Source organism: Terriglobia bacterium, assembly GCA_020072845.1.
GTDB lineage: Bacteria > Acidobacteriota > Terriglobia > Terriglobales > Acidobacteriaceae > JAIQGF01.
The window spans coordinates 170,430-197,215 of the sequence record JAIQGF010000001.1 but is presented as its reverse complement, the minus strand read 5'-3'; the positions used below and the strand labels follow the sequence as shown (position 1 = coordinate 197,215).

At 62.5% G+C, this 26,786-nt stretch carries 29 protein-coding genes; 17 read left to right on the top strand and 12 right to left on the bottom strand.

Annotated elements, in window-relative coordinates; translation table 11 throughout:
- Window positions 1-125: 125 nt before the first annotated feature.
- Both eutM and LAN70_00905 read right to left on the bottom strand, forming a co-directional pair.
- Window positions 126-425 carry an ethanolamine utilization microcompartment protein EutM gene (eutM, locus tag LAN70_00910; protein ID MBZ5509708.1) on the bottom strand — a complete coding sequence of 100 codons (300 nt, stop codon included), beginning with the start codon at window positions 423-425 and terminating at the stop codon, window positions 126-128.
- Between the two features lie 113 nt (window positions 426-538).
- The gene (locus LAN70_00905) at window positions 539-1,393 is read right to left on the bottom strand and encodes a class II aldolase/adducin family protein (protein ID MBZ5509707.1); all 855 of its coding nucleotides are present in this window, start codon (window positions 1,391-1,393) and stop codon (window positions 539-541) included.
- A gap of 174 nt (window positions 1,394-1,567) precedes the next feature.
- Between LAN70_00905 and queA the strand changes: the two genes are divergently transcribed.
- Window positions 1,568-2,731 (top strand): tRNA preQ1(34) S-adenosylmethionine ribosyltransferase-isomerase QueA, encoded by a 1,164-nt coding sequence (queA, locus tag LAN70_00900; protein MBZ5509706.1) that lies wholly within the window; start codon window positions 1,568-1,570, stop codon window positions 2,729-2,731.
- On the opposite strand, the gene LAN70_00895 is transcribed toward queA, so the two are convergent.
- The 5 genes from LAN70_00895 to LAN70_00875 form a co-directional block, all read right to left on the bottom strand.
- A complete protein-coding gene (locus tag LAN70_00895; protein ID MBZ5509705.1) occupies window positions 2,728-3,264 on the bottom strand; it encodes a hypothetical protein in 537 nt (178 codons plus the stop codon). The genes queA and LAN70_00895 overlap by 4 nt on opposite strands.
- 169 nt (window positions 3,265-3,433) lie before the next feature.
- Window positions 3,434-4,768 carry a dihydroorotase gene (locus tag LAN70_00890; GenBank protein MBZ5509704.1) on the bottom strand — a complete coding sequence of 445 codons (1,335 nt, stop codon included), beginning with the start codon at window positions 4,766-4,768 and terminating at the stop codon, window positions 3,434-3,436.
- A 39-nt stretch (window positions 4,769-4,807) separates the two neighbouring features.
- Window positions 4,808-5,713, bottom strand: a complete 906-nt coding sequence (locus LAN70_00885; protein MBZ5509703.1) for an aspartate carbamoyltransferase catalytic subunit — start codon at window positions 5,711-5,713, stop codon at window positions 4,808-4,810.
- A gap of 35 nt (window positions 5,714-5,748) precedes the next feature.
- Window positions 5,749-6,270, bottom strand: a complete 522-nt coding sequence (pyrR, locus tag LAN70_00880; GenBank protein MBZ5509702.1) for a bifunctional pyr operon transcriptional regulator/uracil phosphoribosyltransferase PyrR — start codon at window positions 6,268-6,270, stop codon at window positions 5,749-5,751.
- Between the two features lie 222 nt (window positions 6,271-6,492).
- Window positions 6,493-7,176: a zinc ribbon domain-containing protein gene (locus tag LAN70_00875; protein MBZ5509701.1), complete on the bottom strand. Its 684-nt coding sequence runs from the start codon at window positions 7,174-7,176 to the stop codon at window positions 6,493-6,495.
- A 258-nt stretch (window positions 7,177-7,434) separates the two neighbouring features.
- Between LAN70_00875 and LAN70_00870 the strand changes: the two genes are divergently transcribed.
- A complete protein-coding gene (locus LAN70_00870) occupies window positions 7,435-8,553 on the top strand; it encodes a TRAM domain-containing protein (protein MBZ5509700.1) in 1,119 nt (372 codons plus the stop codon).
- A gap of 212 nt (window positions 8,554-8,765) precedes the next feature.
- Window positions 8,766-9,446: a hypothetical protein gene (locus LAN70_00865; GenBank protein MBZ5509699.1), complete on the top strand. Its 681-nt coding sequence runs from the start codon at window positions 8,766-8,768 to the stop codon at window positions 9,444-9,446.
- Here the strand turns inward: LAN70_00865 and LAN70_00860 are convergent.
- The 3 genes from LAN70_00860 to LAN70_00850 all read right to left on the bottom strand — a co-directional run bounded on the left by LAN70_00860 (window position 9,420) and on the right by LAN70_00850 (window position 12,315).
- Window positions 9,420-10,508, bottom strand: a complete 1,089-nt coding sequence (locus tag LAN70_00860) for an IS630 family transposase (GenBank protein ID MBZ5509698.1) — start codon at window positions 10,506-10,508, stop codon at window positions 9,420-9,422. The two genes, LAN70_00865 and LAN70_00860, sit on opposite strands and share 27 nt — an antisense overlap.
- Before the next feature lie 147 nt (window positions 10,509-10,655).
- Entirely contained in the window at window positions 10,656-10,835 is a 180-nt protein-coding gene (locus LAN70_00855; protein MBZ5509697.1) for a hypothetical protein, read from the bottom strand.
- 46 nt (window positions 10,836-10,881) lie between these two features.
- Window positions 10,882-12,315, bottom strand: a complete 1,434-nt coding sequence (locus LAN70_00850; GenBank protein ID MBZ5509696.1) for an amino acid permease — start codon at window positions 12,313-12,315, stop codon at window positions 10,882-10,884.
- Window positions 12,316-12,608: 293 nt separating this feature from the next.
- Here LAN70_00850 and LAN70_00845 point away from each other — a divergent pair, with 293 nt between their 5' ends.
- The 11 genes from LAN70_00845 (at window position 12,609) to LAN70_00795 (ending at window position 20,781) form a co-directional block, all read left to right on the top strand.
- Window positions 12,609-13,091, top strand: coding sequence for an SAM-dependent methyltransferase (locus tag LAN70_00845; protein MBZ5509695.1), 483 nt, complete (start codon window positions 12,609-12,611; stop codon window positions 13,089-13,091).
- A gap of 39 nt (window positions 13,092-13,130) precedes the next feature.
- Window positions 13,131-13,907 carry a hypothetical protein gene (locus LAN70_00840; GenBank protein MBZ5509694.1) on the top strand — a complete coding sequence of 259 codons (777 nt, stop codon included), beginning with the start codon at window positions 13,131-13,133 and terminating at the stop codon, window positions 13,905-13,907.
- A gap of 52 nt (window positions 13,908-13,959) precedes the next feature.
- Window positions 13,960-14,514: a c-type cytochrome gene (locus LAN70_00835; protein ID MBZ5509693.1), complete on the top strand. Its 555-nt coding sequence runs from the start codon at window positions 13,960-13,962 to the stop codon at window positions 14,512-14,514.
- A gap of 78 nt (window positions 14,515-14,592) precedes the next feature.
- Complete coding sequence (trpC, locus tag LAN70_00830) at window positions 14,593-15,402, top strand: indole-3-glycerol phosphate synthase TrpC (protein ID MBZ5509692.1); 810 nt, start codon at window positions 14,593-14,595, stop codon at window positions 15,400-15,402.
- Window positions 15,399-15,845 carry a hypothetical protein gene (locus LAN70_00825; protein ID MBZ5509691.1) on the top strand — a complete coding sequence of 149 codons (447 nt, stop codon included), beginning with the start codon at window positions 15,399-15,401 and terminating at the stop codon, window positions 15,843-15,845. Before trpC ends, LAN70_00825 begins: the two co-directional genes overlap by 4 nt.
- Window positions 15,846-16,346: 501 nt before the next feature.
- Window positions 16,347-17,066 carry a phosphoribosylanthranilate isomerase gene (locus LAN70_00820; GenBank protein MBZ5509690.1) on the top strand — a complete coding sequence of 240 codons (720 nt, stop codon included), beginning with the start codon at window positions 16,347-16,349 and terminating at the stop codon, window positions 17,064-17,066.
- Between the two features lie 12 nt (window positions 17,067-17,078).
- The gene (gene trpB, locus LAN70_00815) at window positions 17,079-18,290 is read left to right on the top strand and encodes a tryptophan synthase subunit beta (GenBank protein ID MBZ5509689.1); all 1,212 of its coding nucleotides are present in this window, start codon (window positions 17,079-17,081) and stop codon (window positions 18,288-18,290) included.
- Complete coding sequence (gene trpA / locus LAN70_00810; protein ID MBZ5509688.1) at window positions 18,280-19,110, top strand: tryptophan synthase subunit alpha; 831 nt, start codon at window positions 18,280-18,282, stop codon at window positions 19,108-19,110. The genes trpB and trpA overlap by 11 nt, the downstream gene beginning before the upstream one ends.
- A gap of 70 nt (window positions 19,111-19,180) precedes the next feature.
- Window positions 19,181-19,501: a chorismate mutase gene (locus LAN70_00805; protein MBZ5509687.1), complete on the top strand. Its 321-nt coding sequence runs from the start codon at window positions 19,181-19,183 to the stop codon at window positions 19,499-19,501.
- Window positions 19,502-19,572: 71 nt separating this feature from the next.
- A complete protein-coding gene (gene aroF, locus LAN70_00800) occupies window positions 19,573-20,592 on the top strand; it encodes a 3-deoxy-7-phosphoheptulonate synthase (GenBank protein MBZ5509686.1) in 1,020 nt (339 codons plus the stop codon).
- Window positions 20,593-20,628: 36 nt separating this feature from the next.
- Window positions 20,629-20,781, top strand: a complete 153-nt coding sequence (locus tag LAN70_00795) for a hypothetical protein (protein MBZ5509685.1) — start codon at window positions 20,629-20,631, stop codon at window positions 20,779-20,781.
- 37 nt (window positions 20,782-20,818) lie between these two features.
- Here LAN70_00795 and LAN70_00790 read toward each other — a convergent pair whose 3' ends face one another.
- A complete protein-coding gene (locus LAN70_00790) occupies window positions 20,819-22,696 on the bottom strand; it encodes a lipase maturation factor family protein (protein ID MBZ5509684.1) in 1,878 nt (625 codons plus the stop codon).
- 292 nt (window positions 22,697-22,988) lie between these two features.
- Between LAN70_00790 and LAN70_00785 the strand changes: the two genes are divergently transcribed.
- Entirely contained in the window at window positions 22,989-23,804 is an 816-nt protein-coding gene (locus LAN70_00785) for a prephenate dehydrogenase (GenBank protein MBZ5509683.1), read from the top strand.
- Window positions 23,805-24,006: 202 nt separating this feature from the next.
- Here the strand turns inward: LAN70_00785 and LAN70_00780 are convergent, their stop codons facing one another.
- A complete protein-coding gene (locus tag LAN70_00780) occupies window positions 24,007-24,984 on the bottom strand; it encodes an SEL1-like repeat protein (GenBank protein ID MBZ5509682.1) in 978 nt (325 codons plus the stop codon).
- A 358-nt stretch (window positions 24,985-25,342) separates the two neighbouring features.
- Here LAN70_00780 and LAN70_00775 point away from each other — a divergent pair, with 358 nt between their 5' ends.
- Window positions 25,343-26,164, top strand: a complete 822-nt coding sequence (locus tag LAN70_00775) for a hypothetical protein (protein ID MBZ5509681.1) — start codon at window positions 25,343-25,345, stop codon at window positions 26,162-26,164.
- Between the two features lie 220 nt (window positions 26,165-26,384).
- Complete coding sequence (locus LAN70_00770) at window positions 26,385-26,714, top strand: STAS domain-containing protein (protein ID MBZ5509680.1); 330 nt, start codon at window positions 26,385-26,387, stop codon at window positions 26,712-26,714.
- The last annotated feature ends 72 nt before the right edge of the window (window positions 26,715-26,786 follow it).

The following is a 26,786-nucleotide window of genomic DNA, read 5'->3' as shown; positions in this document are numbered from 1 at the left end:
TGCGGGCGCGAACGGCCCGCTGCATTTGTAATTTGCAATTTGTAATTTGCAATTGAAAACGAAAGCTCGATTGCCAACGGGCTTCGGACAAATTGCCCAATTACAAATTACCCGATTACCAATTCCTAGGCTCCGGCCTTGGCGGTGATGACGCGGCCGATGGGCAGCACGTCTTCCAGGCTGGCGTGCGGACGCGGGATCACGTGCACGGCGATGAGTTCGCCGACGCGGCGCGCGGCGGCGGCGCCGGCGTCGGTGGCGGCTTTGACGGCGGCCACATCGCCGCGCACCAGGGCGGTGACGTAGCCCGAGCCGATCTTTTCCCAGCCCACCAGCGTGACCTTGGCGGCCTTCACCATGGCGTCGGAGGCCTCAATCATCGCCACCAGACCGCGCGTTTCAATCATTCCCAATGCTTCACCCATGTGAGTCTCCCGTTATGAGTTCTCGCTTTTCGGTTGTCAGTTGCCGGTTCCCAGTAATGTAAGAACCGGAATCTTACGCGGCCCATAGCCAATTGCCAATGGCGAATTGCCAATTACCAGCGCCGCTTGCCGGTTTGGCGCAGCGCGTCTTCCACGATGGCGGCCAGTTCCTCGCGCGTAACCGTGATCTTGCCGCCTCCGTCCTGCGGCTTAGGACCTTCCCCACCTTTGGCGGGGGCGAAGGGCAGGACGCCGGCTGATTCCCGCGATGGCGGCGGCGCAGAACCCGCCGTCACCGGGCAGGCAACGGTTCCTTTCGCCGGTCCGGTAAGGCCGTAGCGCTCGCGCGCGTCAATGAGCTTGCTGACGTCGTCCTGGGTGAGCAGTTGCTGGCGGCCGAGCAGGTGCGTGACCAGCGTGATCTGCGCGAAGTGCTCGACAGTTTCCATTTTCATGTAGGCGCGCGTCAGGTCCTCGCCGTAGGTGACGACGCCGTGGTTCGCCATCAGGATGGCGTCGTACTGCGGGACGAGCGGCTCCAGCGCCGCCACCAGTTCAGGCGTTCCGGGCGTCGCGTAGCGCGCCAGGGGAATGCATCCCAGGGAAAGCACGATTTCGGAGATCAGCGCCTGATTCAGCGGCAGGCCGGCGGCGGCGTATCCCGTGGCAGTAGGCGGATGCGCGTGCACGATGCCGTGGGTGTCCGGACGCAGGGAGTAGATGAGCAGGTGCATGCCGATTTCACTCGACACCTGGCGGCGGCCAGTGACCTTTTTGCCCTTCATGTCCACCACCACCAGGTCCTCGGGCTCGAGCATGCCCTTGCTCATGCCCGTTGGGGTGGAGAGAACGGTCTCGGGGTCGATGCGGACGGAGAGGTTGCCGTCAGTGGCGGCAATGTAGCCGCGCTGGTGCAGCATGCGGCCAAAGCGCACGATGTCTTCCCGGTGCTGGCGTTCGCTCTTCATTAACTACATATGTAGTAATTGCGCTGGCCTTCGGGGCCCGAGCATGGTAACGCACGGGAGCGGGGGCAGGCAAACGGCCGATTTCGTAATTTGGTAACTTCGTAATCTGGTAATTTGCCGGAACACGGCCCGAAAAATTACTAAATTACCAAATACAAAATTACGAGATTACCCGTGCTCGTATCTGCGTTCGACTACCACCTTCCGGAAGAACTGATCGCGCAGGCACCGCTGGCGGACAGGGCGGCGTCGCGCATGCTGCACCTGGCGCGGGAGACTGGTCGAATGGAGGACCGCTGGTTTCGCGAGCTGCCAGACCTGCTTCGTCCCGATGACCTGGTGGTGTTCAACGACACACGTGTGTTTCCGGCCCGATTGTATGGACACAGGAGCGGGGCAAGATCGCAGCCGGTAAGCAAGCGCAATCCCGCGGCCAAGGAATTTCTGAAGGGTAGAGTGGAAGTCTTGCTCACGGGACCGGTGGAGTCGACGGTCGACGGTCTACGGTCGACGGCGGAAAATCCCTTGGTGTGGAATGCATTGGTTCGACCGGGGCGAAAGATCGGGGTTGGAGAGAAGCTGTTTTTTGGCGAAAACCGGGAGCTGCGGGCGGAGGTGATTGCGCGCGGGGAATTTGGCGAGCGGACCCTGCGATTCGAGCCGGTGGAGGACTTTTTCGCGGTGGTGGAGCGGATCGGGCACGTGCCGTTGCCACCCTATATTGCGCGTCCGGATGCGCCGGCGGACCGTGAGCGGTATCAGACGGTCTATGCACGGGCGCGGGGGTCGGTGGCGGCGCCCACCGCCGGGCTGCATTTCACGCCGGGAATTTTGGAGCGGATGCGGGCGCGGGGGATGGAGACGGCGGAGATCACGCTGCATGTCGGGCTGGGGACGTTTCAGCCGGTGCATGCGGAGAAGGTGGAAGAGCACAAGCTGCATCGCGAGTGGTACCGGATATCGGAGGAAGCGGCGGCGCAGATCAATGGCGCGCTGGCGGCGGGGAGACGGGTGGTGGCGGTGGGGACCACGACGGTGCGGACGTTGGAGTATGCGGCGCTTTCGCGAGTACCGAGTACCGAGTACCTAGTACCGAGCAAAACCGTGGAGATCGCACCCGGGAGCGGAGAGGCAGACATCTTCATTTACCCGGGATTTGAATTTCGCATTGTAGGGGCGATGCTGACGAATTTTCATCTGCCGAAATCCACGCTGTTAATGCTGGTGAGCGCGTTTGCCGGGCGGGAGCAGGTGCTTTCAGCGTACAAGCATGCGGTGGAGAAGAGGTACAGGTTTTATTCGTACGGGGATTGCATGTTCGTGGAGAAGCTCTTCTAGTAAATCTTGTTTGATGATGTGTAGCGCACGAGCACCATATCGCCAGGGCCTTCTTGGCCGTTCTCTTTCCACTTCACAGGCCCAGCAAATGCAATCGTCGGTTGCAAGAATCCGCTCACGGTAGGGCTGGCGGTATGCGTGACGTTACAGCCGTAGTCGTGGTTTGTGACTTGAGACGAAATCTCCAGCCTTAACCCGCCGTCCTGCTGGTAGACGGGCCCTTCGCCCTTCATGAACTCGACCCATGTATCACGACACCGCTGTTTCACATCGACCTTAGCCCTTAGACGGCCGCTCTCATCGTTGGTGATGGTGAGCCCCCCTATCCAGCGGTCCCCAGCCCATTGCCACTCATACTTCCCCCCGATCGTCTGCAGCTGTGCCTGCAAGTCTCTGATCGTGGCTTGAGCCTTGCTGCGGTCAATAAGCGCGGCAACCGCAGTAAAGGCAGAAATCACCGCAAGGAAGAGGGCAAAAATCGCTGTCCACATCTTGATTTTCTCTGTTTTGTGCTCGGTTGTTCCTTCAGCCATAATTACCTCCCACACTGATATACGTTTGGTACCTCGTGGAGTGCCTCCTTCGTTGCTAGGACTCCGCTCAAGCGAAGCCACCCCGACGGAAGCATAAACTACCATGTTAGATTCAAACTTGAAACCCGGACTAATACGCTTGTTGGTTAGAAGGGCTAACAGGTACAAGCTAGGAGCTGCGGTACACAAAATTCCCACTCACAATCGTCGCCATCACTTTGCCGGTGAAGGTCCAGCCGTCAAATGGCGTATTGCGCGACTTGGAGAGTGACTGGGAGGCCTGGTAAGTCCAGCGCTTCTTGGGATCGAAGATGACGACGTCGGCGTGCGCGCCGGGTTCCAGGGTGCCGCGTCCGCGCAGGTTGATGATGCGCGCAGGGTTGGTGGAAAGCAGTTCGACCAGGCGGCGCAGTGGCACGTTTTTTTCGCGGTGCAGGCGGGTGATGGCCAGCGCCAGTGCGGTTTCCAGTCCGATGACGCCGAAGGGAGCGCGATCGAACTCGACCTCTTTTTCGTGCTCGGCGTGGGGGGCGTGGTCGGTGGCGATGGCGTCAATGGCGCCGTCGGCGAGGGCGGCGAGCAGGGCCTCGCGATCGGCGGCGGAGCGCAGCGGCGGGTTCATCTTGAAATTGGAATCGTACTCGCCGACGTTTTCATCGAGCAGGGTGAAATGATGGGGCGTGACCTCGCAGGTGACGTGGATGTGGTCGCGCTTGCCGCGGCGCACGGCTTTGAGGGCGGCGGCGGTAGATAGATGGGCGACGTGCAGATGTGCCTGGGTGGCGCGCGCCAGTTCGATATCGCGTTCCACGATCCTGGACTCAGCTTCGGCGGGCATGCCGCGGAGTCCGAGACGGAAAGCCATGGGGCCGTCGTTCATGGTGGCGCCGGCGGTCAGGCACGTGTCCTCGGCGTGCTGAATGACCGGAACCTTGAGGCGCGCGGCGAGGCTGAGCGCTTCGCGCATGAGCTTGTCATCGAGAACCGGCTTGCCATCGTCGGTGAAGGCGACGGCCCCGGCGCGCTGCAGAGCGTAGAAATCGGCGATCTGCTCGCCGTTGCTGCCCAGGGTGGCGGCGGCGACGGGGAAGATGTTGACCACGGCGCCGCGCGCTGCCTCCTGCATCCAGGCGGTGATTTCGACGGAATCGTTGACCGGCGAAGTATTGGGCATCGGGCAGACGGAGGTGAAGCCGCCCGCCGCCGCGGCCGCGGTGCCGGTGGCGATGGTTTCCTTGTGCGACTGGCCGGGCTCGCGCAGGTGGACGTGGAGATCGATGAAGCCGGGGGCGACGATGAGGCCGCGGGCATCGAGGGTTTCGGCAGCCCGCCCGATCAGCTTGGAGCGGGGGGCGAGTTCGGCGACGCGACCGTCGCGCAGCAGGAGGTCGAGTTCGGCATCAGTGTTGGTGGCAGGGTCGATGACGCGGCCGCCGCGAATGAGCAGGGAATTGGGCGATGGTTTGTCATCGCGACGGGTTGCGGGTTGTGGTTTCTTCGCCATCGATCGAAAACCGAAAACCGAAAACCGAAAACCGAATACCTAAACTCGAATCTCCAGCGCGCGGGCCAGGATTGCCATGCGTACGGGAATGCCGTTGGCCACCTGTTCCAGCACCACGGACTGCGGGCTGTCGGCCAGTTCGCCGGTCAATTCCATACCACGAATAATCGGGCCTGGATGCATGAGGACGGCGTCGCGCTTGGCCAGCTTCAGCCGCTCGGGCGTGACCTGGTATTGCGCGATGTACTGTTCGACGCTGATCTGTTTGCCGGCGAGGCGTTCCTTCTGGATGCGCAGGACCATAACCACGTCGGCGCCGCGCAGGGCCTCGCCGAGGTTGCGCGTCACCTGCACGCCGGGAGCGAGGCTTGCGGCCGAATCGGGCGCCAGTTCCGGCGGCCCGCACAGCATGACCTTGGCGCCGAAGCGGCCCAGCAGGTGCACTTCCGAGCGCGCCACGCGGCTGTGAAAGATATCACCGACAATCGCCACGCGCAGTCCGCGCAAGGTTTGCTTATGTTGCAGGATGGTGAAGGCATCAAGCAGCGCCTGCGAGGGGTGCTCGTGCATGCCGTCGCCGGCGTTGATGACCGGGACATCCACATGGCGGGCGAGCACGTGGGGCGCGCCCGACGAGGGATGGCGAATGATGATGACCTGGGCGCCGAGGGCGCGGATGGTCAGGCCGGTGTCAATCAGCGACTCGCCTTTCTCGACGCTGGACGCGGTGGGGTGCACGATGGTGGTGGTGGCGCCCAGCACTTTGGCGGCAAACTCGAAGGAGATGCGGGTGCGCGTCGAGGCCTCGTAGAAGAGCAGCGCAACCCGTTTTTCCTTGAACAAGGGGCGGGGGCGGGCACGCTGAAAGCGCTTGGCGAGCCGCAGAATGGCGACGATCTCGTCGGTTTCGAGCTGTTCAATGCCCAGCAACGACGCGTGCGCCAGCTTGCGCCGCGCCGCCGGAGCGTTGGCGTTCGCGATCAGGTTTCCTTCTCCACCAGCAGCACCTTCTCCATGCTGTCAGTTTCCTGAAGCTTAACCTCGATGATCTCGTTGCGCGTGGTCTGCACCGTGCGGCCGACAAACCCGGCCTCGATGGGCAGTTCGCGATGGCCGCGATCGATCAGGACGAGCAGTTGCACGCGGCTGGGGCGGCCGTGATCCACCAGCGCGTCGAGCGCGGCGCGGGTGGTGCGGCCGGTGTAGAGAACGTCGTCGCAGAGGACGATGTTCATGTCGGTGACCGGACATCCGATGTCGGCCTTTTGCACCAGCGGCTTGGGGCCGACGGTGGACAGGTCATCGCGGTAGAGCGAAATGTCGAGGATGCCCACCGGGATGGCCGTGCCTTCGATGCGCTGGATGATTTTGCCGAGGCGCTGCGCGATCGGCACTCCACGCCGGCGAATTCCCACCAGGGCAAGGTCCTTGATGCCGTTATTTTTCTCGATGATTTCGTGCGCCAACCGCACCAGCGTCCGTTCGATCTCGGAGGCGGACATCAGTTGCGCCTTCAGACGCAGCTTGGGTGTTGAGGTGGGAGTGGAACTCATGGCCGGGGAATCATAAAGAAGCGATTGGCGATTGGCAATTAGCTTTTGGCCATTCGCCATTGGCCCTTGGTCAGGCATGCGCGCGTTTCCGCGCAGCTGATTGCGCATACCTTGGATGTCAGGGCTGGTCGCGGTTGGCACACGGCTGGCGGCTAATGGCCAATGGCAAATCTAGCTTTGCCGGTCGCGCGGACTCTTGCCCAGCAGCCAGGCGCCGAGAGCCCCGCCGATACTGGATAAGGCGAGGAAGGCGGCGAGGAACACCACCAGGACGATAGTGACCAGCAGGGCGAGGCCGGCGGGGGTCATCATCTGCTGGATGGCCTGTTGGGCGCGGGGATCGGCGTTGCGCGCGGCGGCCTGCTCGACGATCTGCTGCAGCATCTGGCGAAAACGGCCGCTGCCGCGGCTTACCAGCAATTCCAAGCCGAACAGAACGGCGAAGACGACGAATCCAAACAATCCCGTGACCGCCCCGATGCGGGCGCCCAGACCCGGGGTGAGCGTCGCCTGTGGCACGCGGCGGCGATACATCGCGATCCCCAGCACGCCCCCGACAACCAGCCATAACAGAAAGCCAAGAAACGGGATAACCCAGGCAATCGCCAGGAAGAATCCGGCCAGCGCGGCGGCGGGCACAGCCTGGGACCAGTCAATGCCGAGGGGCGCGGCTGGCGTGGCGCCACCCAGGGAAACCGGTTCGGCGGGCGGCTGGATTTCAGCCGGAGTACCGGGGAGAAGGGGCTCGGTAGCGCGCTCCTCCCCGATTACCCGGATCTGAGGGGCGCCGCAGTGCTTACAGAAGGCGGTCCCGTCTTCCACCGCAGTACCGCACTGATGGCAGGGATGCTCCATAACTCCAAATTCAACGTAACAGGTGGAAGTAACGGTGGCAAGGAACCTGACCCCGGGGTGCAGGCAGCGTCTGGAATGCCATGCCGGAATGGGACTTGCGGTTTGCGCCGACGCAATTTGGCGTGCACGGCGGGCTAATCAGGTGATATAAAAGCATACATTTATAACCTCGTTATCCCGGGTTGATCGGAACCCCCGAACCGGTGAACTCGTGACGGTACTTCAGCCGACCCGTTTTTCGGCTGGGGGGAGGTTCAGTTGGACATTGTCCTCATACGGGCAATTTTTGTCGTCGTGGTGGCCGCCGTCTGCTACTTCCTGCAGCCGTTCGGGCTCAATCCCGTGCCGGATATGGTGGTGGGGGCGGGAATCGGCCTGGCCATCGTGCTGTTCGAGATGCGGCTGCGGCAGATCAGCCTCAAGCGCCTGATCGGGGCGGCCATTGGCAGCATTCTCGGCATTATCGGCGCCTACCTGTTCAGCATCGTCATCCGCAATTCTCTCAAGCCCGGCGCGACGCAAAGCTTCCTGCAATTGCTGGTCATCCTGTTGATGGCTTACGTGGGGCTGATTGTCGGAGCCAACAAGGGCGACCTGCTGAACCTGTCGGCGCTGGGCGGAATTTTCGGTGGAGAAAAACAGTCCAAGAAGAGCTACAAGATCCTGGACACCAGCGTCATCATTGACGGGCGGATTGCGGATATCGCCGAGACCGGGTTCCTGGATGGCGTGCTGGTGATTCCGCAGTTCGTCTTGCGCGAGCTGCAACTGGTGGCCGACAGCGCCGATTCGCTGAAACGCAATCGCGGGCGGCGCGGACTGGACATTTTGCAGCGCGTCCAGAAGATCGCGACCCTGCAAGTGCAGATCGTGGAAGACGATTTTCCCGCGGTGCGGGAAGTGGACATGAAGCTGATCGAGCTGGCCAAGCTGATGGAGGGGAAGATCGTGACCAACGATTTTAACCTCAACAAAGTGGCGCAGCTCCAGGGCGTGGAAGTGCTCAACATCAACGAGTTGGCGAACTCGCTGAAGCCGATCGTGCTGCCGGGCGAGGCCATGCGCGTGTTCATCCTGAAGGAAGGCAAGGAGTACAACCAGGGCGTGGCCTACCTGGACGACGGCACCATGGTCGTGGTGGACAATGCGCGCAAGATGATCGGCAAGACCGTCGATATCGCCGTCACCTCCGTGTTGCAGACCACGGCGGGGAAGATGATCTTTGGAAAGTTCGATGAGCGGGCGACGGTACGCACGGAACTGCCGCGCACGGCCAACGTCCGTCCCGGGTCGCCGCAACCCTCCGGACCGCCGCAGTCGGCAGGATCGCAGGCATCGCCCGTGGCGGCGGCGGAACGGCCGGTTGAACCGGTGTAAAGAAGCTCTTAGCTATTAGCTCTTAGCCGCTAGCGTTTCAATATTGGAAAGTCCCGGCCTTGTGGCCGGGACTTTGCTTTTCTCGGGCAGAGGCAGCAGCTCTTAGCAGAATCTCGAGCTCAGAGCTTAAAAGCTAGGATTATTATGCCTTTGACGAAGTAAAAGAGTGCATGATTCTATTGAGACATGCATCCAACTCCCCGAGGTCGCGCATGACTATTGCGGTAGGGATGCTGTGCGACGGGGGCGTTGTCTTTGGAGCGGACGTTGACGAAACCGTCGGTGACATGCGCCGACGAGTTCACAAAATTCCGACGAAGATTGAAGGACAGCGCGCGCTGATCACGGGAGCGTGTGAGAACGGCCATCTTATGGACACGGCGGTCGAGCGCATCTTCGACGGCCTGACTCCGGAAAAGGCCCAAACAACGAAGTCTACAGGCGCCTTTCTGCAAGAAATCATGCTTGGGCTCTATCGAGACGAGTTCCCAACATATCCGGATCAAAACAGCACGAGAATGAGGTTGCTCGTCGCTACGAAGCCACAAGAAGAGAACAAGGCAGCAGCGTGGAGCATTGATTGCAGTAGTGTTCACCGAATGAAGCCGATGGAAATTGTGGGTTGTGGCGACTTGGTTCAGTTTGTCGGCGATCATCTATATACGCCCTACATGGCCTTGGAGTCCGGCAAGGTGGCGATAGTGCAAGTGCTGTCCGCGGCAAAGAAGATTGTTCAGTACGTCGGCGGCGACAGCTACGTGCATGTACTCCGCGATGATGAGGGAATAGAGAGGAAGAATTTTTGCTTTTCTCCGGATGAAGAAGACTTATACGAGTTTTTTTTCACACTCGGGCGCGGCTTGCTGCTAGTGTCCTGTGCCGGAAATACGTGAACAAAGTCGCGCGATCTTTTGCAGGATCGAATCGGCCGTTGCTGTCCAGGCGAAGGGGCGATGGGAACGGTTGTAGTTTCGCACAAAAGCGTCGATCTTTTCGATCAGGTCCTTCACGCTACGGAAGGAGCCGCGACGAATCGCCTGCTGGGTGATGAGAGCGAACCAGCGTTCCACCTGGTTGAGCCAGGAGGAGTAGGTGGGGGTGTAGTGGATGTGATAGCGGGGGCGTTGCCCCAGCCAGGTGCGGACCTTGGGGTGCTTGTGGGTGGCGTAGTTGTCCACGATGAGGTGCACGTCGAACCCGTCCGGGATGGAGGCATCCAAACGGCGCAGGAAGGAGAGGAACTCCTGGTGCCGGTGGCGCGGCTTGCACTCGGTAAAGACCACGCCGCTGGCGATGTCGAGGGCGGCAAACAGGGTGGTGGTGCCGTGGCGGACGTAGTCGTGGGTGACGCCCTCGACGTAGCCCAGTCCCATGGGCAACACCGGCTGGGTACGGTTCAGGGCCTGGATCTGGCTTTTTTCATCGACGCACAGCACCAGCGCGTGATCGGGCGGGTTCAGATAGAGGCCGACGATGTCGCGGACCTTCTCGACCAAGAACGGGTCGGTGGAGAGCTTGAAGCTGCGGCTGCGGTGCGGCTGCAGGGCAAAGAGTTGAAACACGCGATGAACGGTGGACTTGGAAATGCCGCTGGCCTGGGCGGCTTGCCGGACGCTCCAGTGGGTGGCGCCCGCCGGCTTGCGCGCGAGGGTTCGTTTGAGCAGGGCCGCGATCTGCTCATCCTCGATGCTGCGCGGTCGGCCGGGACGCAGCTCATCGTACAGTCCCGCCAGCCGGTGCTCGACAAAGCGCCGCCGCCAGTTGCCCACGGTGGCGTTGGTCCAGTGCAAGCGGCGGGCAATTTGCGTGTTGCTTTGCCCCTGGGCCGACCACCGCACCAGCCGGGCGCGGCACACCAAGGCGTGGGGCAAAGTGCGAGAAGCAGCCCAACTGCGCAGTTGGGTTTGTTCCTCTGGGTTCAAAGTAAGCGCAGGTTTGGGGCGACCGGTTCGCATGTCCGGCAGCTTAACCCAAAGCCGTTACTTATGCTAGTTACTTATGGGACACTACACTAGCGACTGGCAACAAAACCGTGTCCGATACCGACTTTGAAAGGATTGCCACGGAATTTATTGCTAATCTTCGATGGAAGCGAGCACAGGTTATTGAGCAGTGAGTTTCTCAAAAGCGAGTATTGGTGCCGTGACCATGTGCCGCAGCGTATCCACGAAAAGATCAGGATTCTTGCGGCGATTGAAACGAAAGGTCATCTCGTCTAGATCGGTTGTAAGGTGCTTTGCGCTGATTTTACGCCACGTCCCAACGATGCCGCGCTTGAGCAGAGAGAAGGCGGATTCGACTGCGAGCCAAGAGCTAAAAGCTTAAGAGCTAAAAGCTTTTCTTCCAATACAAATACCCCGGCAGCCCGATTGCCGAGAGTACCAGGCATGACACCGCTTCCCTGGGCCGCTCGAAGGTCGTGTTCGCCAGCCATCCGGCGATCAGCACCACGTACACCGCCGGCATCCACGGATAACCCCAGCAGCGGTAGGGCCGCAGCGTGTCGGGACGCTTGCGGCGCAACACGAACAGCGCGCCCACCGTCGCCACGTACGACAGGATCATCCCGAACTCCGTGTAGGTGAACAGCTGATCGTAGGTGCCTGACAGCGCGAACACGCACGCCAGCGCGCCCTGCGCCATCAGCGCGAACGCCGGCGTCCGGTGCTGCGGATGAACATTGCCCATGCGGTGAAAGAACAGCCCGTCGTGCGCCATGGCGTAGGAAATCCGCGCCCCCGCCAGGACATTGCTCGAGGTCGCGCTGAAGCACGCAATCGCGATCACCACCGTGATCCAGTACGCCGCCACCGGCGAGAACAAGACCTGCGCCGCCGCCTGGCCGATCGCGTCCTGTTTCGCGATTGCCGTCACCGGCAGGGCGTACAGGTAGGCAGCGTTGATTGCGCAATAAATCAGGATGACGGCCAGCACACCCATGATCAGCGCGCGCGGCACGTTGCGCTCCGGTTCGCGCACTTCGCCCGCTACCCACGCCACGTACACCCAGCCTTCGTAGGCCCAGAACACGGCGATAAACGCCACGCCCATCGCCGCCATGAACGGGCTGAGACCGGGGGCCAGCGCTTCCCGCACGCCGCCCATGTTGAAATGCGACCAGGAGCCTCTGCCCATCGCAAAGCCGAACACGATGAACGCCGCAATCGCCACGTACTTCATCCACGTGGTCACGTTCTGCAACAGCACCGCGGGACGCAGGCCGCGCACGTTGATGAAGGTCAGCAACACAATCGCCGCCACCGCCACCAGGTCGCCGCGGGTCAGGTTCCATGCCGTCTGCACCACGTGGCCGGACTTCCAGCCCAGTCCGGGCAAAGACAGCACCGCCACAGTCGCTTCCAGCGGCCGCACCACTTTCCCGAGATAGACCGCGAACGCCACCGCGATAGTGGCGATGCCGCCGCCATTGCCGGCGACAAACATGAGCCAGCCATAGAGGAACGCCGCGAAATCGCCATAGGCTTCGCGCAGGTAGACGTATTGCCCGCCGGCTTCGGGGAACATCGTGCCCAGTTCGGCAAACACCAGCGCTCCCATCAGCGCCAGCGCTCCGCCGGCCACCCACACGCCGAGAAACAGCGGAGGTGAAGGCAGCGCTGTGGCCACGTCCTTCGGCACCAGGAAGATGGCGCTGCCGATCACGCCGCCGATCACCAGCAACACGCCATCCCACGCCGAAAGCCCGCGTACCAGGCCGGTGGGTTCCTGCTTTGCGGTCTGCGCCGGAGCTTCGGCAGGCATAGGGTTCAATTTTCCAGGAGGCGAACGAGACCCCGGTCATCCTTATAATCGTGGCCGGAGGTTATCCGCACATGGCCGACAGCGTCAAGGCGAAGGCGGCGGCCGCGCCGGGCATGCGGCGATGAGTCCTTAGTTGCGAGTCCCGAGTCCGGAGCACCGAACCAGACCTGTCCGTCTCAAGCAGCGAAAAGCAAAACCGCAGAGGACGCCAAGTACGGAAAGGGAAAATCATCAAACGAGAAGCCTTAGCGTCCTTCGCGGCCTTCGCGGTTCAGCTTTTGTACAATTCGACCATGTCCTCCCCCGTAACGCTCACTCCCATAGGCGTTGTGCGCAGTGCTATCCGCGAGCCGCTCGATGAAGTCTTCGGCGGACTGACCGCGCGCATCGAACTCGACCCGGCGCGCTTCACGCCCGAATCGCTCAAGGGCCTCGACGAGTTCTCGCACGTCGAAATCCTTTTCTACTTCCACCAACTTGACGAGTCCCGGATCGTTTACACCACGCGCCACCCGCGCAATCGCCCGGACTGGCCCGACGTCGGCATCTTCGCCCAGCGTGCCCGCATGCGTCCCAGCCGCATCGGCTCGACCGTGTGCCGCCTCGTTTCCGTCGCGGGACTCACCATCACGGTGGAAGACCTCGACGCCATTGACGGCACGCCGGTGCTCGACATCAAGCCCTACATGCTGACCTTCGGCCCGCGTGGCCCGGTGCGCGAGCCGGCTTGGGCACGCGAGCTGATGACCACTTACTGGCGTCCACTGGCAAAATAGGGCAACCTGGCCGGTTGGTTCACATCGAATCCAACGAACATGAGCCGACTCCTACTCGTCCTGGTTGCCGCGCTGTGCCTCGGCCTTCCCGCGCTGGCGCAGGACAATTACGAAATCCAGGTCTACGCTTCCGACACCGTCGAGCCCGGCGCCACCATGTTCGAGACCCACACCAATTTCACGCCCTCCGGCCACGGGTCGCAGAACGGGCTGCGTCCTACCGACCACTCGTGGCACGAGACCTTCGAAATCACTCACGGCTGGAACGACTGGTTCGAAACCGGGTTCTACATTTTCACCTACGCACATTCCGGTTACGGTTGGGAGTATGTCGGCTCGCATATCCGGCCGCGGGTGCGCGCGCCCGAAAAATGGCACTGGCCGGTCGGCGTCAGCTTGTCCAGCGAGTTTGGCTGGCAGCGGCGTATCTTTTCCGCGGATACATGGACGCTGGAACTGCGCCCCATCGTGGACAAGAAAATCGGGCCTTGGTACCTTGCCTTCAATCCCACGGTGGGGAAAGCGCTGGTCGGCGCCAATGCCGATAAGGGGTTCGATTTCTCGCCCAACGTGAAGGTCAGTTATGACCTGACCAAGAAAGTCGCCGTTGGGGTGGAATACTATGGCTCGCTCGGCCCGATCGGAAATTTCGATCCGCTCGCCGAGCAGGAGCAACAGATTTTTCCGGCGGTGGATCTGAATCTGTCCCCCAACTGGGAATTCAACGCCGGCGCCGGTGTGGGCACCACGCGCTCCACCGACCGCCTGATCCTGAAAGTGATCATCGGCTACCGGTTTGTGAAGAAGAAGAAATAGTACCGAGTACCTGAGTACCGGGCGACCATGAACGCTCGCGAAGCGAGGACACATGAAAGGCTTCATTCTCGGCATCATCGTCACACTGGTCTGCATCGCCGCCGGCGCCTACATCTACTTTGCCGGCGGCTACGCTCCGGTCGCCACCTCCGCCCAGGCCATGCCCTTCGAGAAAAAGCTGGCCAACATGGCGCTGGAGGCGCACATCGAAAAGCAGGCGCCCAAGAACGCCCCCATCCAGGCCGACGATGCCGCTTATACGACTGGTGCGTTGATCTACAAGTTGCATTGCGCCGTCTGCCATGGCCTGCCCGGCGCGCCCGAACCCCCAATCGCCAAGGGCGAATATCCCAAGCCGCCGCAACTGTTCAAAGGCCACGGCGTCACCGACGACCCCGCAGGCGAGACTTACTGGAAAGTGTCCAACGGCATCCGTCTCACCGGCATGCCTGCTTTCAGCCAATCGCTGTCGGAAACTCAGATGTGGCAGGTCAGCCTCCTGCTGAAAAACGCCGACAAGCTGCCCGCCTCCGTACAGCAGGAACTCGGTGGGACCATGCAGATGCAGGCGCCGACCGGCGGCGGCGCACACCAGCACGACCACTGAACACATCGGGTGATCGGGTGATCGGGTGATCTAACTACCGCCCCAACGCCGTTTCCCCTCTATAATCAAAGCTTCGCCATGCCCACGACTCTGGACCAGATCGTAGCCGCGGCCCGCCGGCGCGTGGCCAACAACCAGCCGCTGGCTAATCGCGCCGAACTCGCCAAGCGCGCTGCGGAGCACGTCCCGCGCGGATTTGCTGCCGCCCTGCGTCGCGTCTCCGCCGAAGGTCCCGCTGTCATTGCTGAGCTGAAAAAAGCGTCGCCCTCCTGCGGCGTCATCCGCGGCAGCTTTCATGTCGCCGGCCTCGCCTCGCAACTCGAGGCCGCCGGCGCCGCCGCACTTTCCGTCTTGACCGACGAAGAGTATTTCCAGGGCTCCCTCGCGAACCTGTGCGAGGCCTCTGCCGCCGCTGAATTGCCCTGCCTGCGCAAGGACTTCATCGTGGACGAGTTCCAGTTGCTGGAATCGCGCGCCAATCACGCCGACGCCGTTCTCCTGATTGTGGCCGCGCTCGACCCTGCCGAACTCCGCCGCCTGCACGCCGTCGCCCGCGAGTTCTCCCTCGATGTGCTCTGCGAAGTGCACGACGAAAATGAACTCGGACGCGCCCTGGATCTCGGCTGCGACATCATCGGCGTCAACAATCGCGACCTGCGCACCTTCCAGGTGGATCTGAATACCGCCGTGCGCCTGGGCCGCAACATTCCTCCCGGCGTGCTCAAGGTGGCGGAAAGCGGCCTGCAGTCCGGCGCCGACATTCGCCGCCTGCGCGACGCCGGCTATGAAGCCTTCCTGATTGGCGAGTCGCTCATGCGCGCCGAATTTCCCGGTCAGGCGCTGCAGGAGCTTATTCGACGCGGGCGGGAGGCGTTTGAAAACGCGTGAAGCTGGTCAACAAAGAGAACTATGTTCATCACTTGACGCGCGCCGATGCATTCTATTTGACAATGCAATTAATAGGCGGCGATCCAGAGTATTCTGGTGGTGGGGCGTACGCAACCGCCATTCCACTTCTTGCAGTGCATACGGGTATCTCGATGGCAGATGCTCTTCTCGTTTTCCAGCGAGCGAGACGCGGAAGTGACCCGAACCATCGAGAAAGCGTACGCGAATTGATGCGGTTGTGCTCGGAAATGCACGTGGACGATGCTGGCGTGTCGCATTATGCATGGTTAGTGGAAAACAAAACGAACCTCGTGTACGACGATCAACGCACTGACCAAGAGCAGCACATTAAGAAAGCGGCGCTCCACGCGGAGCGGTTTGTCAGGTGGGTTTTCAGGACCTTTCCTGATCTTGCGCGGGCCTCGAACTTGGGGGAGCCATGAGAACACGACAGACGACACGCCAGCCAGCGCGGATTTCCGGTCGAAGGATGGAGTTGCGGGCACGAGATGCCGTCGCGCGCCTTATGCTTCAACGGCTCGTTGTGCCCAACATCTACTTCGACGCGCCCTGGCCGTCTCACCCTAATAGAGTAGATATGCTCGCCATCGATCGGGCGGGTGCGGGTGACGTACACGTATTCGAGTTCAAGAGTGCGGCGGGTGCAACGCGGACACATTTGCAGCGCCTCTTTGCAATGCCCGCAAGCCATCGGTGGCTGGTCGTGGTGAGCCGGCCACATGAAGAACCGACTCCGGTGGGGAGGAGCATGTTAGACGCACCACAGGGTATGGGTCGTATCGGAGTCATCGAAGTGGAGCAGGATAGCGCCGACACGCTTGATGCCCGCGTCGCTGTGCCGGCGGAGCGGTTCGGTGGATCTTTTTATGATCTCGCGGACCGATTTACCGCCGTGACTAAACCGGACTTGGCGCGCTGAAATCATGACTTGGATCAAAATCTGCGGCACCACCACTCGCGCCGACGCTTTGGCCGCGGTCGAGGCCGGCGCCGATGCCGTCGGCTTCGTCTTCGCGGCTAGCCCGCGGCGCATTGCGCCCGAAGCCGCGCAGGAGATCGCCGCCGCCCTGCCGCGTCCGGTGGACAAGGTCGGCGTCTTCGCCAACGAATCCGCGGAGCGCATCGAGCGAGTCGCGCGCCAGGTCGGCCTCACTGTCATTCAGCTCCACGGCGACGAGAGTGCGGATTTCGCGCGCCGGCTGTTTCGCAGCAGTGACGGCCGTGCCGACGGACGCGCCCGCCTGCGCGTCTTCAAGGCGGTCTCCGTGATGCCGGGCGTGGAAGGCGTGCTGCGCGATTTTGCCTCCTCCGATGCGGTTGACGGCATCTTGCTCGACTCCGCCGTGCTCCGCGTCGCATGCATGGGCCAGGGCACGGAACTCGTGCGCGGCGGAACCGGCGTCACCTTCGACTGGAAGCGTGCCACCGACTTTGTTCCCGGCATCGCGCAGCGCACGAGAATCATCCTCGCCGGCGGCCTCTCGCCCGCCAACGTCGCCGAAGCCGTGCGCATCCTCCAGCCCTGGGGCGTGGACGTCTGCACCGGCGTCGAAGCCTCGCCCGGCGCCAAGGATCACGCTAAGGTTCGCGCTTTTGTTTCTGCCGTTCGCGACGCCGCGTCACCACCGGCCACCAGCCACTAACCGCCAGCCACCATGTCCACATCAGCCAAACACGCGCTACCCACCCCCGGACGCTTCGGCGACTACGGCGGACGCTACGTTCCGGAAACCCTTGTCGCCGCACTCGAGGAACTGGAAGCCGCTTACAACCGCGCCCGCCGCGACAAAAAATTTCAGCGCGACCTCGCTTACCTCCTCAAGCAGTACGCTGGGCGTCCCACGCCGCTCTTCTTCGCCCGCCGCCTGACGGAAAAACTTGGCGGCGCGCGCATTTACCTGAAGCGCGAAGACCTGCTCCACACCGGTGCGCACAAGATCAACAACTGCATCGGCCAGGCGCTGCTTGCCGAACGCATGGGCAAGCGCCGCGTCATCGCCGAAACCGGGGCCGGTCAGCACGGCGTCGCTACCGCCACCGTCTGCGCGCTGTTCGGATTCGACTGCGTCGTCTACATGGGCACCGAGGACATGCGCCGCCAGGAACTCAACGTCTTCCGCATGCGGCTGCTGGGCGCGGAGGTGCGCGGCGTGGACTCCGGCTCGCGTACCTTGAAAGACGCCATCAACGAAGCCATGCGCGACTGGGTCACCAACGTCCGCAGTACGCATTACCTGCTCGGCAGCGTGCTCGGCGCGCATCCTTATCCCACCATGGTGCGCGATTTCCAGTCCATCATCGGCCGCGAAACGCGCGCGCAAATTCGCCGCGCCACCGGCAAATTGCCCTCGGCGATCATCGCCTGTGTCGGCGGCGGCTCGAATGCGATGGGAATCTTTCATGAGTTCATAAAGAAAAAAGACAAGCGCGTGCGCCTGATCGGAGTCGAAGCCGGCGGCCGCGGCGAAAAGCTGGGCGAGCACGCCGCCCGCTTCCACGGCGGCTCTCCCGGCGTGTTGCAGGGCACGTTCTCCTACGTTTTGCAGGACGACGCCGGCCAGATCGCCGCCACGCACTCCGTTTCCGCCGGTCTCGACTATCCCGGCGTCGGCCCCGAGCACGGCTGGCTCAAGGACATCGGCCGCGCTGAATACGTCTCCGCCAGCGACCAAGAGGCGCTGGAAGCCTGCGTGCTGCTGTCGCGCACCGAGGGCATCATCCCGGCGCTCGAGTCAGCGCACGCCGTCGCCGAATGTCTGAAACGCGCGCCGAAGATGAAAAAATCCGACATCCTGATCGTCAACATTTCCGGCCGCGGCGACAAGGACATGGGAATCCTGCAGGAGAACCTATCGATTGGCAATTAGCTTCAAATCTCGCCCCGGCCTGGTCGCCTACATCACCTGCGGCGACCCGGACATTGGTACGACGAAGGAAATCGTTCTCGCGGCGATCGACGCCGGCGCCGAGGTCGTCGAGCTCGGCGTTCCCTTCAGCGACCCGGTCGCCGACGGCCCGGTGATCCAGCGCGCCTGCGAACGCGCCCTGCGCAATGGCACCACCCTCCGGGACGTGCTGAAGCTTGCCCGCGAAGTGCGCGAGCAAAAACCAGGCGCCGGCCTGATCATCTTTTCTTACCTGAACCCGATTCTCCGTTTCGGCCTGGAGCGCTTCTGCGCCACCGCCGCCGCCGCCGGGGTTGACGGTGCGCTGGTGACCGATCTTCCCGTCGAAGAAGCGCACGACTATCTGGCCAACATGCGCCGCCGCGAACTGGCGACAATTTTTCTCGCCGCGCCCACCTCGACCGACCAGCGCCTGAAAAGCATCGCTGAGGTTTCCACCGGTTTCCTGTACGCGGTCTCGCGCACCGGCGTTACCGGCACGCGCCAGGAGCTCGCCACCGACGCGCGCCGGCTGGTCAAGCGCCTGCGCCGATACGCCAAGTTGCCCATCGCGGTGGGTTTCGGCATCTCCACCGCGGAACAGGTTCAAGAAGTCGCGCAGTTTGCCGACGCCGCCGTCGTCGGCAGCGCCATCGTGCAGGCGGTGGAAAATGCTGCGTCCCGGGGCAGCGCGCCCCAAGCTGTGGCAGAATTGATAAAGCAGCTCTCAGCTTTCAGCTCTCAGCTATCAGGCGGTTCGACGGCGGCTCCGAGAAAACCTCGATCTGCCGCGATACCGTGACCGGTGTCGCGCACTCAAAGTCATACGTGTTTAGCTGAGAGCTGATAGCTGATAGCTGATAGCTTGTCTTATGGACATCGCGGATTGGCGCAAGAAAATCGATGACCTCGACCGCAAGCTGGTGGACTTGCTCAATGAGCGCGCCCACTGTGCGCGGGAGATCGGGCGTTTGAAGCGCGGCACCAACCAGCCGGTGTACGAGCCCGACCGCGAGAAGGTGATCCACGAAAACGTGCACCGCGCCAATCGCGGCCCGCTCGCCGATCGCGACCTGACCACGATCTACGAGCGCCTGATTGACGTCATGCGCAAGATTCAGAAAGAAGAATCCGTCCCCAAGGTCAAGGCCGATGGCGGCGACACCGAACTTGAGGGCGAACTGAACGATTGATGACGCAGCACGCCACCATCACGGGACCAGGAGGTTGTAGCTGAAGGCTGATACCTGACAGCTCTTTTCATATGATTGTGACTATGCAGGAAGGCGCCAGCGAACCGCAGATCCAGAACGTCATTGAGCACCTTGTCGGCCTCGGGTTCTCCGTCCACCGCTCGACCGGCGAACGTCACACCGTGCTCGGCGCGGTGGGCGCGCGCAATGACTTCGACACCCGCGATCTCGAAGTCCTCGACGGCGTGCACCTCGTGCATCGCATCAGCGCGCCGTACAAGCTTGTCGCCAGGCATTTCCGGCCGGAAGGCACGGTGGTCAAGTTGCCCAACGGCCTCACCGTCGGCGGCGACAAGGTCCTGGTGATGGCCGGCCCGTGCTCGGTGGAATCGCGCGAGCAGCTCTTCTCCACCGCCGAGCAGATCTCGCAAGCCGGCGCGCGTGTGCTGCGCGGCGGCGCTTTCAAGCCGCGCTCTTCCCCGTATTCCTTCCAGGGCATGGGCGAAGAGGGCCTCAAGCTGCTCAAGCAAGCGGGCGAAAAATACCATCTGCTGGTCATCAGCGAGGTCATGGAAATTTCCCAGATCCCGCTCATGCTCCCCTACGTTGACATCCTGCAGGTGGGAGCGCGCAACATGCAGAACTTCAACCTGCTGCGCGAACTCGGCAAGGTGCGCAAGCCGGTGATGATGAAGCGGGGCATCGCCGCCACCATCGAGGAGATGCTGCTCTCCGCCGAATACATCATGGCCGGCGGCAACTACGACATCATCCTCTGCGAGCGCGGCATCCGCACCTTCGAGACCTACACCCGCAACACCATGGACATCTCCGCCATTCCCATCGTGCACAAGCTCTCGCACCTGCCCATCTGCGGCGATCCCTCGCACGGCACCGGACGCCGCGACAAAGTCGCTCCCATGGCCCGCGCCGCCGTCGCCGCCGGCGCCGACGCCATCATCGTCGAGGTGCACAGCAATCCCGACAAGGCGCTCTCCGACGGTGCTCAGTCGCTCTACCCGAAGCAATTCGCTGAGCTGATGGACCAGTTGCGCATCATCGCCCCCGCGGTGGGGCGCACCATCGCCTGACCAGGGGACGCGCTGGGAAAGAATTCAGAAGGACGGATGAAAGACGATCTTAATGACCGCGGACGTCTGGCGAGGGAGACATCCCATTACTTCGCCGAATTGGATGACCGCGCCGCCAAAGAAGAAAACTGCCTTGCGCGGGATTTGGCTGCGGCGGCCACCTGCATTGACTTGGACACAACAATCTAAGTCCTCAGCCTTGCGCCTGGCGCCTGAAGCCTGCAGCCTATTGCATCCCCGCCCGCGCAAAATCCTCGCGCGTCAGACCTGGCAGATACAACCCTCGGTACTCCCGTTTCCACCACGCTCCCGTCGCACTGCGCTCCGGCCAACTGGTAAACCTGTACTCGTACACCAGCGCCCGCACGTACACCGGCGGAGCTTGGGCAAAGGGGTTCCAGCCCAACAACCGGGTCGCCTCCGGCGATCCCTGCAGCAGCCGCAGCATGAAGCGCAGCAGCCACGGATTCTGTTCGTAGTTCCCCAGCGCCGCGAACCACATCTGCCAGTCCAGACGCGGCTGGTACGGCGCCACCCATGCCGGACGCCGCTTCGCGTCTCCCGGCTTGTACTTGAATTCATACGCCTGCCAGGTCACGCCGTCGCTCGATCCTTCGATCACGATCTCCATGCGCGTCGTGGTCATCACCGCGAACAAGCCGTAGGAATTCACGATTTCAAACGGCGCCAGCGATCCCAGCGCCGCGTCCGCTCCCGGCGGCCTCCAGTGCAGGACCGGCCCGGTGACCTCGCCGATGCTGACGAACAAAATCAAGATCGCGACTCCGGTCCCAATCGCCACCCGCGGCACGCTTTTCGTCCGCTCCAACCATCGCTTGCGCGCCCGCGCCACAAACTCATCAATCGCGCGGTTGCCCCACCCTTGTCGCTGGCTTTGGAGCGACAGGGTGGGGGTGTTCCGTCCCAGCCGCTGGTCATCCACCAGCCACAGGCACAGCGCGATCGCCAGCAGGTTGAAGAACGCATAATTGCCCGTCAGCATGATCAGCACCTGGAACAGGATCAGGATGCCGGCCGCCAGCAATCGCACCCGCCGCGGAAACCAGATCAGGAACGGCGCTCCCAGTTCGACCGCCAGCACCACGGCCGTGCTGCAGCTCTGGAACCACGCCGGCAATTGGTGCAGGTACCAGGCCAGCGGCGTCGGCAGCGGCTGCGTCCAGTAGTGGTAACGCATGGCTGTCAGCGTGCGCCAGCTTGGGTCGCCGCTCGCCAGCTTCACCACTCCCGACATGAACATCAGCCGGAACAGCAGCCAGCGGAACATCCACGGCGCCAGGTTCGACCAGCCGAGAAAAATCGCCAGGAAGCCCGCCTCCAGCAGCAGCGCGTCCCATTGAAAGCTCATGAACGCCTGCCCTGCCGTCACGATGGACAGATACAGGATGAATGCGCCCAGGCACGCCGCACGCCGCGCGACTCCCAGCGTCAACAGTATTCCCAGCGCCGCGCCCGCGATCCACACCGCGGCCACAAACCAGTTGCTGGAGTTGAGGAAGAACACGCTGGGAAGCGCGCGAAAGGCGGCGTCGCCGTAGTACCGTTTCACCGCGACGATGGTTTCCGCGACCGGATCAATCCCGTTGCTTCCGATCAGCCCCGAAGCCTGCACGCCGAACGAAACGAACGCGATCAGGTAGATGATCCCCAGCGCGCGCAGGAACAGCTCGGTCGCCAGCGCATACGTCACGCGCCGCACCGGAGCGCCCCACAGCAGTTTTGTGATGGTGTACGCGGCGGAGCGATGCGCCGCGATCGTCCTGTACGCTGCTTCCGCAACCGCCGCGAATCCCGGCACATGCTCGTACGCCGACAGCAGCCAGGTCTTGTCTCCAATCGCCCTCGCGGTGAGCGCCGCGTGCGCTCCACTGCGCTGCTGGCCGTCGGGAAGAAAGATCTGTACTGCCTCGGCGAACTGCTCGCGGGGCACGTTTGGAAATTGCGCCGCCGCCTCCTGAAACGGCGCATACGCCACGCGCTCTCCGGTCAGTTCCTTCCAGTACTCGATCCAGGCGCGGCAGAATCCGCAGTCCCCATCGAACACCATCAGCGGCTTTTCAGGTTGCTCTTCCGCCGTCTGCAATTCAGCGCCTCGTGTGCCAACTGTATCCGAGATTGAGCGGCGGAGGCACGTACGCTGGTAGTCCAGCACGGAAGAGTATGTGCAAGAACGGTGCCGCGCCACTGGCGCTCCGCGATATTGATCCACTTTTCCCACCGCTGCCGCGGTGGGCTAACGAATTCCGCCGCTCTGCGGCTGGAATTTCGGTCGCCCAAAGCCTGAAGCCCGAAGCCCGAAGCCTTTCTTCTCCCTACTCCGTGTCCTCTGTGGTTAAATCGCACTTGTGCGCCAGCTCACCATCGTCGGCACCGGCATGATCGGCGGCTCGTTGGCGCTTGCGCTCAAGCACCACGGTTTCCTCGGGCGCATTATCGGCTGCGATCGCCCGCCGGTCCTCGCCGAAGCCAAAGCGCGCGGCGTCATTGACACCGGCTTCGACGATCCGGCGCAAGCTTGCGCCAACAGCGAGGTCGTCGTCCTCGCCACGCCCGTCGGCCCGATCATGGATCTGCTGGAGCGTCTCGGCCCGCTGGCGCCTTCCGACACGCTGTTCACCGACGTCGGCAGCACCAAGGCCGACGTCATCGCCCGCGCCCGCGACATCTTCGGCGATCGCGTGGGGGAGCGTTTTCTTGCCGGTCATCCCATGGCAGGGAAAGAGAACAGCGGAATCGAGCAGGCTGACGCCAGTCTTTTCACCGGCGCGGTGTGGCTGTTCACGCCGCTGCCCGGCCAGGACATCCGCCGCGGCCGCCTGGGCGAATACGTGCAGTGGATCGAGCGCATCGGCGCGCGCGCGCTGGCGATGGACGTGGAGCGTCACGACCGCATCTGCGCCTGGATCAGCCACCTGCCGCAGATGCTTTCCACCGCCCTCGCCGCCACGTTACGCGATGAATTCGGAAACGACCCTGAGCTGGAGGCGATCGGCGGGCGCGCGCTGCGCGAGATGACCCGCTTGGCGCAAAGTCCGTACAGCATGTGGCGCGATATTGCGCTGACCAACACCGCCAATATCCAGGAAGCGCTGCTGTGCCTGGAGCAGCGCCTGGCGCATCTGCGCGATAACCTTCGAAGCCGCGAACTGGAAGCGGAATTCGACATCGCCCGCCGCTTCCGCAAACCGTAGCGCAATCCTCACGCGCACAGGAAAGTCGCCGCGCGCCGCCAGCCCTGATCTGCCGGGGCGACCTGCCCTTTGGCGTCGTGGTGGATGCGATGGTGAGACTGGAAGACGGGGAAGCGGCGCTGGTGGGCGCGGTTGATCGCCTGCTGCTGAACGCGCCCAACCACTTCATCCAGCGGCCCGATCCCAGCGGCACCAGTCTGGCTTAAGGCCCCTTGAAATCCGCCTGGATATCGGCGTTGGAATCGAAGTGCGCAGTGCCGTTCGCCGCCATGGCAGCAGGCTCGCGCGCCGGGCGGTATCCGCGCTGCGCTGCCCGGGCGAACCATGCCTGCGCTTCGCTGTCGCTCTGCGCCACGCCGCGTCCTTCCAGGTAAAGGATGGCGAGATTGTACTGCGCCTCGGCCACACCTGCCTCCGCCGCTTTGCGGTACCAATTCACGGCCTCGGCGAGGCTGAGCGCCACGCCTGTGCCGTGCTCATAGCACCAGCCGAGGTTGTTGGCTGCGCCCGCCGAGCCCAGCGCCGCCGCTTTCTGGAACAGGCGGATCGCCTCGGCGACGTCTTGCGCCACACCGCGGCCGTGCAGTTTCATTTCCCCGAGGTTGTCGAGGGCGGGCGCGAAGCCGCGGTGCGCCGCTTTCCCGTACCACCGCACCGCTTCGCGATCGTCCTGCACCACGCCCCAGCCCTGCGCGTACATGTAGCCAAGGTTGGACTGCGCCGGCGCGTAGTCCTTCTCCGCCGCTTTGCGGTACCAGCGCACCGCGGCTTGGTAGTCCTGCGCGATGCCGCGCCCGGTGGCGTACATGTAGCCCAGGTTGGTCATGCCCGGCGGGTATTGCTGCACCGCCGAGCGCATGTACCACTTGACGGCGGTGGCGTCGTCGCGCGCGATGCCCGCGCCGTCGGCATACATCCGCCCGAGATTGCATTGCGACGCCGGCTCGCCGCGGTCGGACGCGCGCTGGTACCATTTCAGCGCTTCGGCGTAATCCTGGCCGACCTCGCGCCCTTCCTGGTAGTCGCGCGCCAGGGTAAATTGCGCGATTGCATCGCCCTGTTCCGCTTTCTTCAGCAGGTTGGAAATCCTTGGCGAGACGTGAACTGCCGGTGCGCTCAGCTGCGCCATCGCGCCGGCGCTGAGCGCCAATACCGCGAGTACTGCCGATTTTAGCCGCATTATCCCCCACCCACTTTGCCCGGCGCCCCACGCGCCGCGCATCAAGACCGGAAAAATGTTGCCAATCGAGGACGAATGCGAGTCAGGGAAAAATGAAAAGTACCGCGGAACAAGACCCCACTTGCGAGCACAGTATTCCGCCCGCACAAAGCATGTCAAACGAAAATGTGAGATGGCTCACATCGGTTTGGGACGCGTTCCGACCGAACCTGATCCTCCGGGTGGCGTGTACTTGCGGCCACACCGTGTCAGGGCGAACACAATCATCCTGTGCGCCGAAACGCGTAACCCACCGGCAATCAATGCGGCGTGCGCTGGACCGCGGTTTGCACTCCCACCAGCGGCCAAGGAGGCCGTTATGAAAGCCAACACGCACCTCGCAACATCCATTGGCAAGATCGGCGCAGCGATCCTGCTCGGCACTCTTGCTGTGACTACCGTCGCCTGCTCCACCCGGTCGAAGCCGGCTGTGAGTTCGTCTTCGTCCATGCCGGTGAGCGCAAGCCTGCACCCGGTGGTGCTTCAATCCGGCGCACCCGTCGTCGAACAGCCGGCGCCGGTGGCGGTCAGCAAAAAAAGGTCTACGAAGCCGTCGGCAGCGCAGCCGATCGTCTACCGCAGCCGCGATTACGGAGTTTCGTTTGTCTACCCGTGGCAGTACTCGTTTGTCAGCGCGCGAGCGGTTGCCAACGGTGGCGATTCGCTGCGGCCGAAATCCGACGGTCATGAAGGCCAGTTCACGCTGGCCAGGGTCGAAATTCCCAAGGGGTTTTATTCCGACACCGACTACGAAAGCGGGTATTTCACCCTCAGCCTGAACCAGGACCTGAACCAGCAGGAATGCGAGTCGGTGCTCAATCCTGGTAACGATGCCAAGCTGGAGACGGAGACCATCAACGGAGTGGAATTCCGCTGGGTGGAGACCGACAGCGGCGGCCGCGGTCAGGCAGCCAAACTGCGCCAGTATGTGACCTTCACCAACGGCACCTGCTATGAGCTGGAGGTGGGAGTGAAGACCAGCAATGACGGCGGCTTGGTCCGGGAAGTGAATCCCGACCAGGTGCTGCGCCGCCTGGATGGAATTCTGAGGACGGTGAAAATTCAGCCGTCAACGGAAAAGCCCGCCGCAGCCGTGGCGGAGAGTCCGAAAGCGGAGCCGGCGCCGGTTTCACAACAGTGATTGCGTTGAGCAAGGTCCCACATCTGCCAACTGCAGGCAGATGTGGGGCACCTGCGCTCCAGGGAGACGTACCAAATTCTTCACCCGTCCCCAATCAATTTTAAAAACTTCCGGACCGCGGAAACGTCTAATACATAGATCGATCTGATTTCGAACTACCCGTTCTGAAAATTCGTATTCACCTGTATGAGCAAGCCTGCAAACAGCATGGGAGTGCCAAGTGATAACGCTGGAAATCCGGAACTATCCGCATCTTGCCGTATTGCGCTGTTCGGGCCGAATCGTTCGCGGCGACGGAGCCGATGACCTGCTGCGGGCAGCGAAATCGCAAGACAAACGCCATCTTCAGATCGACCTCAGCGGGGTTGAGTCCATTGACGCAGGTGGATTGGGAGTTTTGGCCGCATTGGAAAAATGGGCGGAGGATGGGAATCGCACAATCGAGATCATCAATCCCTCGATGCGGGTCCGGCAGGCGCTGGAGGCGACGAAGCTGAGTTCAGTTCTCCAGGTTTGGCCCGCCATTGAGGATCGAGAGGACGTCGCGTAGGCGCAGCCGCCGGCGTTATCAGTCTCTTTTCACCACTGATTCCCGCAAAGTTCCACATCTGCCAACTGCAGG

Bases quoted from the DNA above. Each gene is read 5' to 3' on its own strand.
- eutM (MBZ5509708.1), bottom strand. From the start codon at position 425: ATGGGTGAAGCATTGGGAATGATTGAAACGCGCGGTCTGGTGGCGATG.
- LAN70_00905 (MBZ5509707.1), bottom strand. From the start codon at position 1,393: ATGAAGAGCGAACGCCAGCACCGGGAAGACATCGTGCGCTTTGGCCGC.
- LAN70_00895 (MBZ5509705.1), bottom strand. From the start codon at position 3,264: ATGGCTGAAGGAACAACCGAGCACAAAACAGAGAAAATCAAGATGTGG.
- LAN70_00890 (MBZ5509704.1), bottom strand. From the start codon at position 4,768: ATGGCGAAGAAACCACAACCCGCAACCCGTCGCGATGACAAACCATCG.
- pyrR (MBZ5509702.1), bottom strand. From the start codon at position 6,270: ATGTCCGCCTCCGAGATCGAACGGACGCTGGTGCGGTTGGCGCACGAA.
- LAN70_00875 (MBZ5509701.1), bottom strand. From the start codon at position 7,176: ATGGAGCATCCCTGCCATCAGTGCGGTACTGCGGTGGAAGACGGGACC.
- LAN70_00865 (MBZ5509699.1), top strand. From the start codon at position 8,766: ATGACTATTGCGGTAGGGATGCTGTGCGACGGGGGCGTTGTCTTTGGA.
- LAN70_00860 (MBZ5509698.1), bottom strand. From the start codon at position 10,508: ATGCGAACCGGTCGCCCCAAACCTGCGCTTACTTTGAACCCAGAGGAA.
- LAN70_00850 (MBZ5509696.1), bottom strand. From the start codon at position 12,315: ATGCCTGCCGAAGCTCCGGCGCAGACCGCAAAGCAGGAACCCACCGGC.
- LAN70_00845 (MBZ5509695.1), top strand. From the start codon at position 12,609: ATGTCCTCCCCCGTAACGCTCACTCCCATAGGCGTTGTGCGCAGTGCT.
- LAN70_00840 (MBZ5509694.1), top strand. From the start codon at position 13,131: ATGAGCCGACTCCTACTCGTCCTGGTTGCCGCGCTGTGCCTCGGCCTT.
- LAN70_00835 (MBZ5509693.1), top strand. From the start codon at position 13,960: ATGAAAGGCTTCATTCTCGGCATCATCGTCACACTGGTCTGCATCGCC.
- trpC (MBZ5509692.1), top strand. From the start codon at position 14,593: ATGCCCACGACTCTGGACCAGATCGTAGCCGCGGCCCGCCGGCGCGTG.
- LAN70_00820 (MBZ5509690.1), top strand. From the start codon at position 16,347: ATGACTTGGATCAAAATCTGCGGCACCACCACTCGCGCCGACGCTTTG.
- trpB (MBZ5509689.1), top strand. From the start codon at position 17,079: ATGTCCACATCAGCCAAACACGCGCTACCCACCCCCGGACGCTTCGGC.
- LAN70_00805 (MBZ5509687.1), top strand. From the start codon at position 19,181: ATGGACATCGCGGATTGGCGCAAGAAAATCGATGACCTCGACCGCAAG.
- aroF (MBZ5509686.1), top strand. From the start codon at position 19,573: ATGATTGTGACTATGCAGGAAGGCGCCAGCGAACCGCAGATCCAGAAC.
- LAN70_00795 (MBZ5509685.1), top strand. From the start codon at position 20,629: ATGAAAGACGATCTTAATGACCGCGGACGTCTGGCGAGGGAGACATCC.
- LAN70_00785 (MBZ5509683.1), top strand. From the start codon at position 22,989: ATGATCGGCGGCTCGTTGGCGCTTGCGCTCAAGCACCACGGTTTCCTC.
- LAN70_00780 (MBZ5509682.1), bottom strand. From the start codon at position 24,984: ATGCGGCTAAAATCGGCAGTACTCGCGGTATTGGCGCTCAGCGCCGGC.
- LAN70_00775 (MBZ5509681.1), top strand. From the start codon at position 25,343: ATGAAAGCCAACACGCACCTCGCAACATCCATTGGCAAGATCGGCGCA.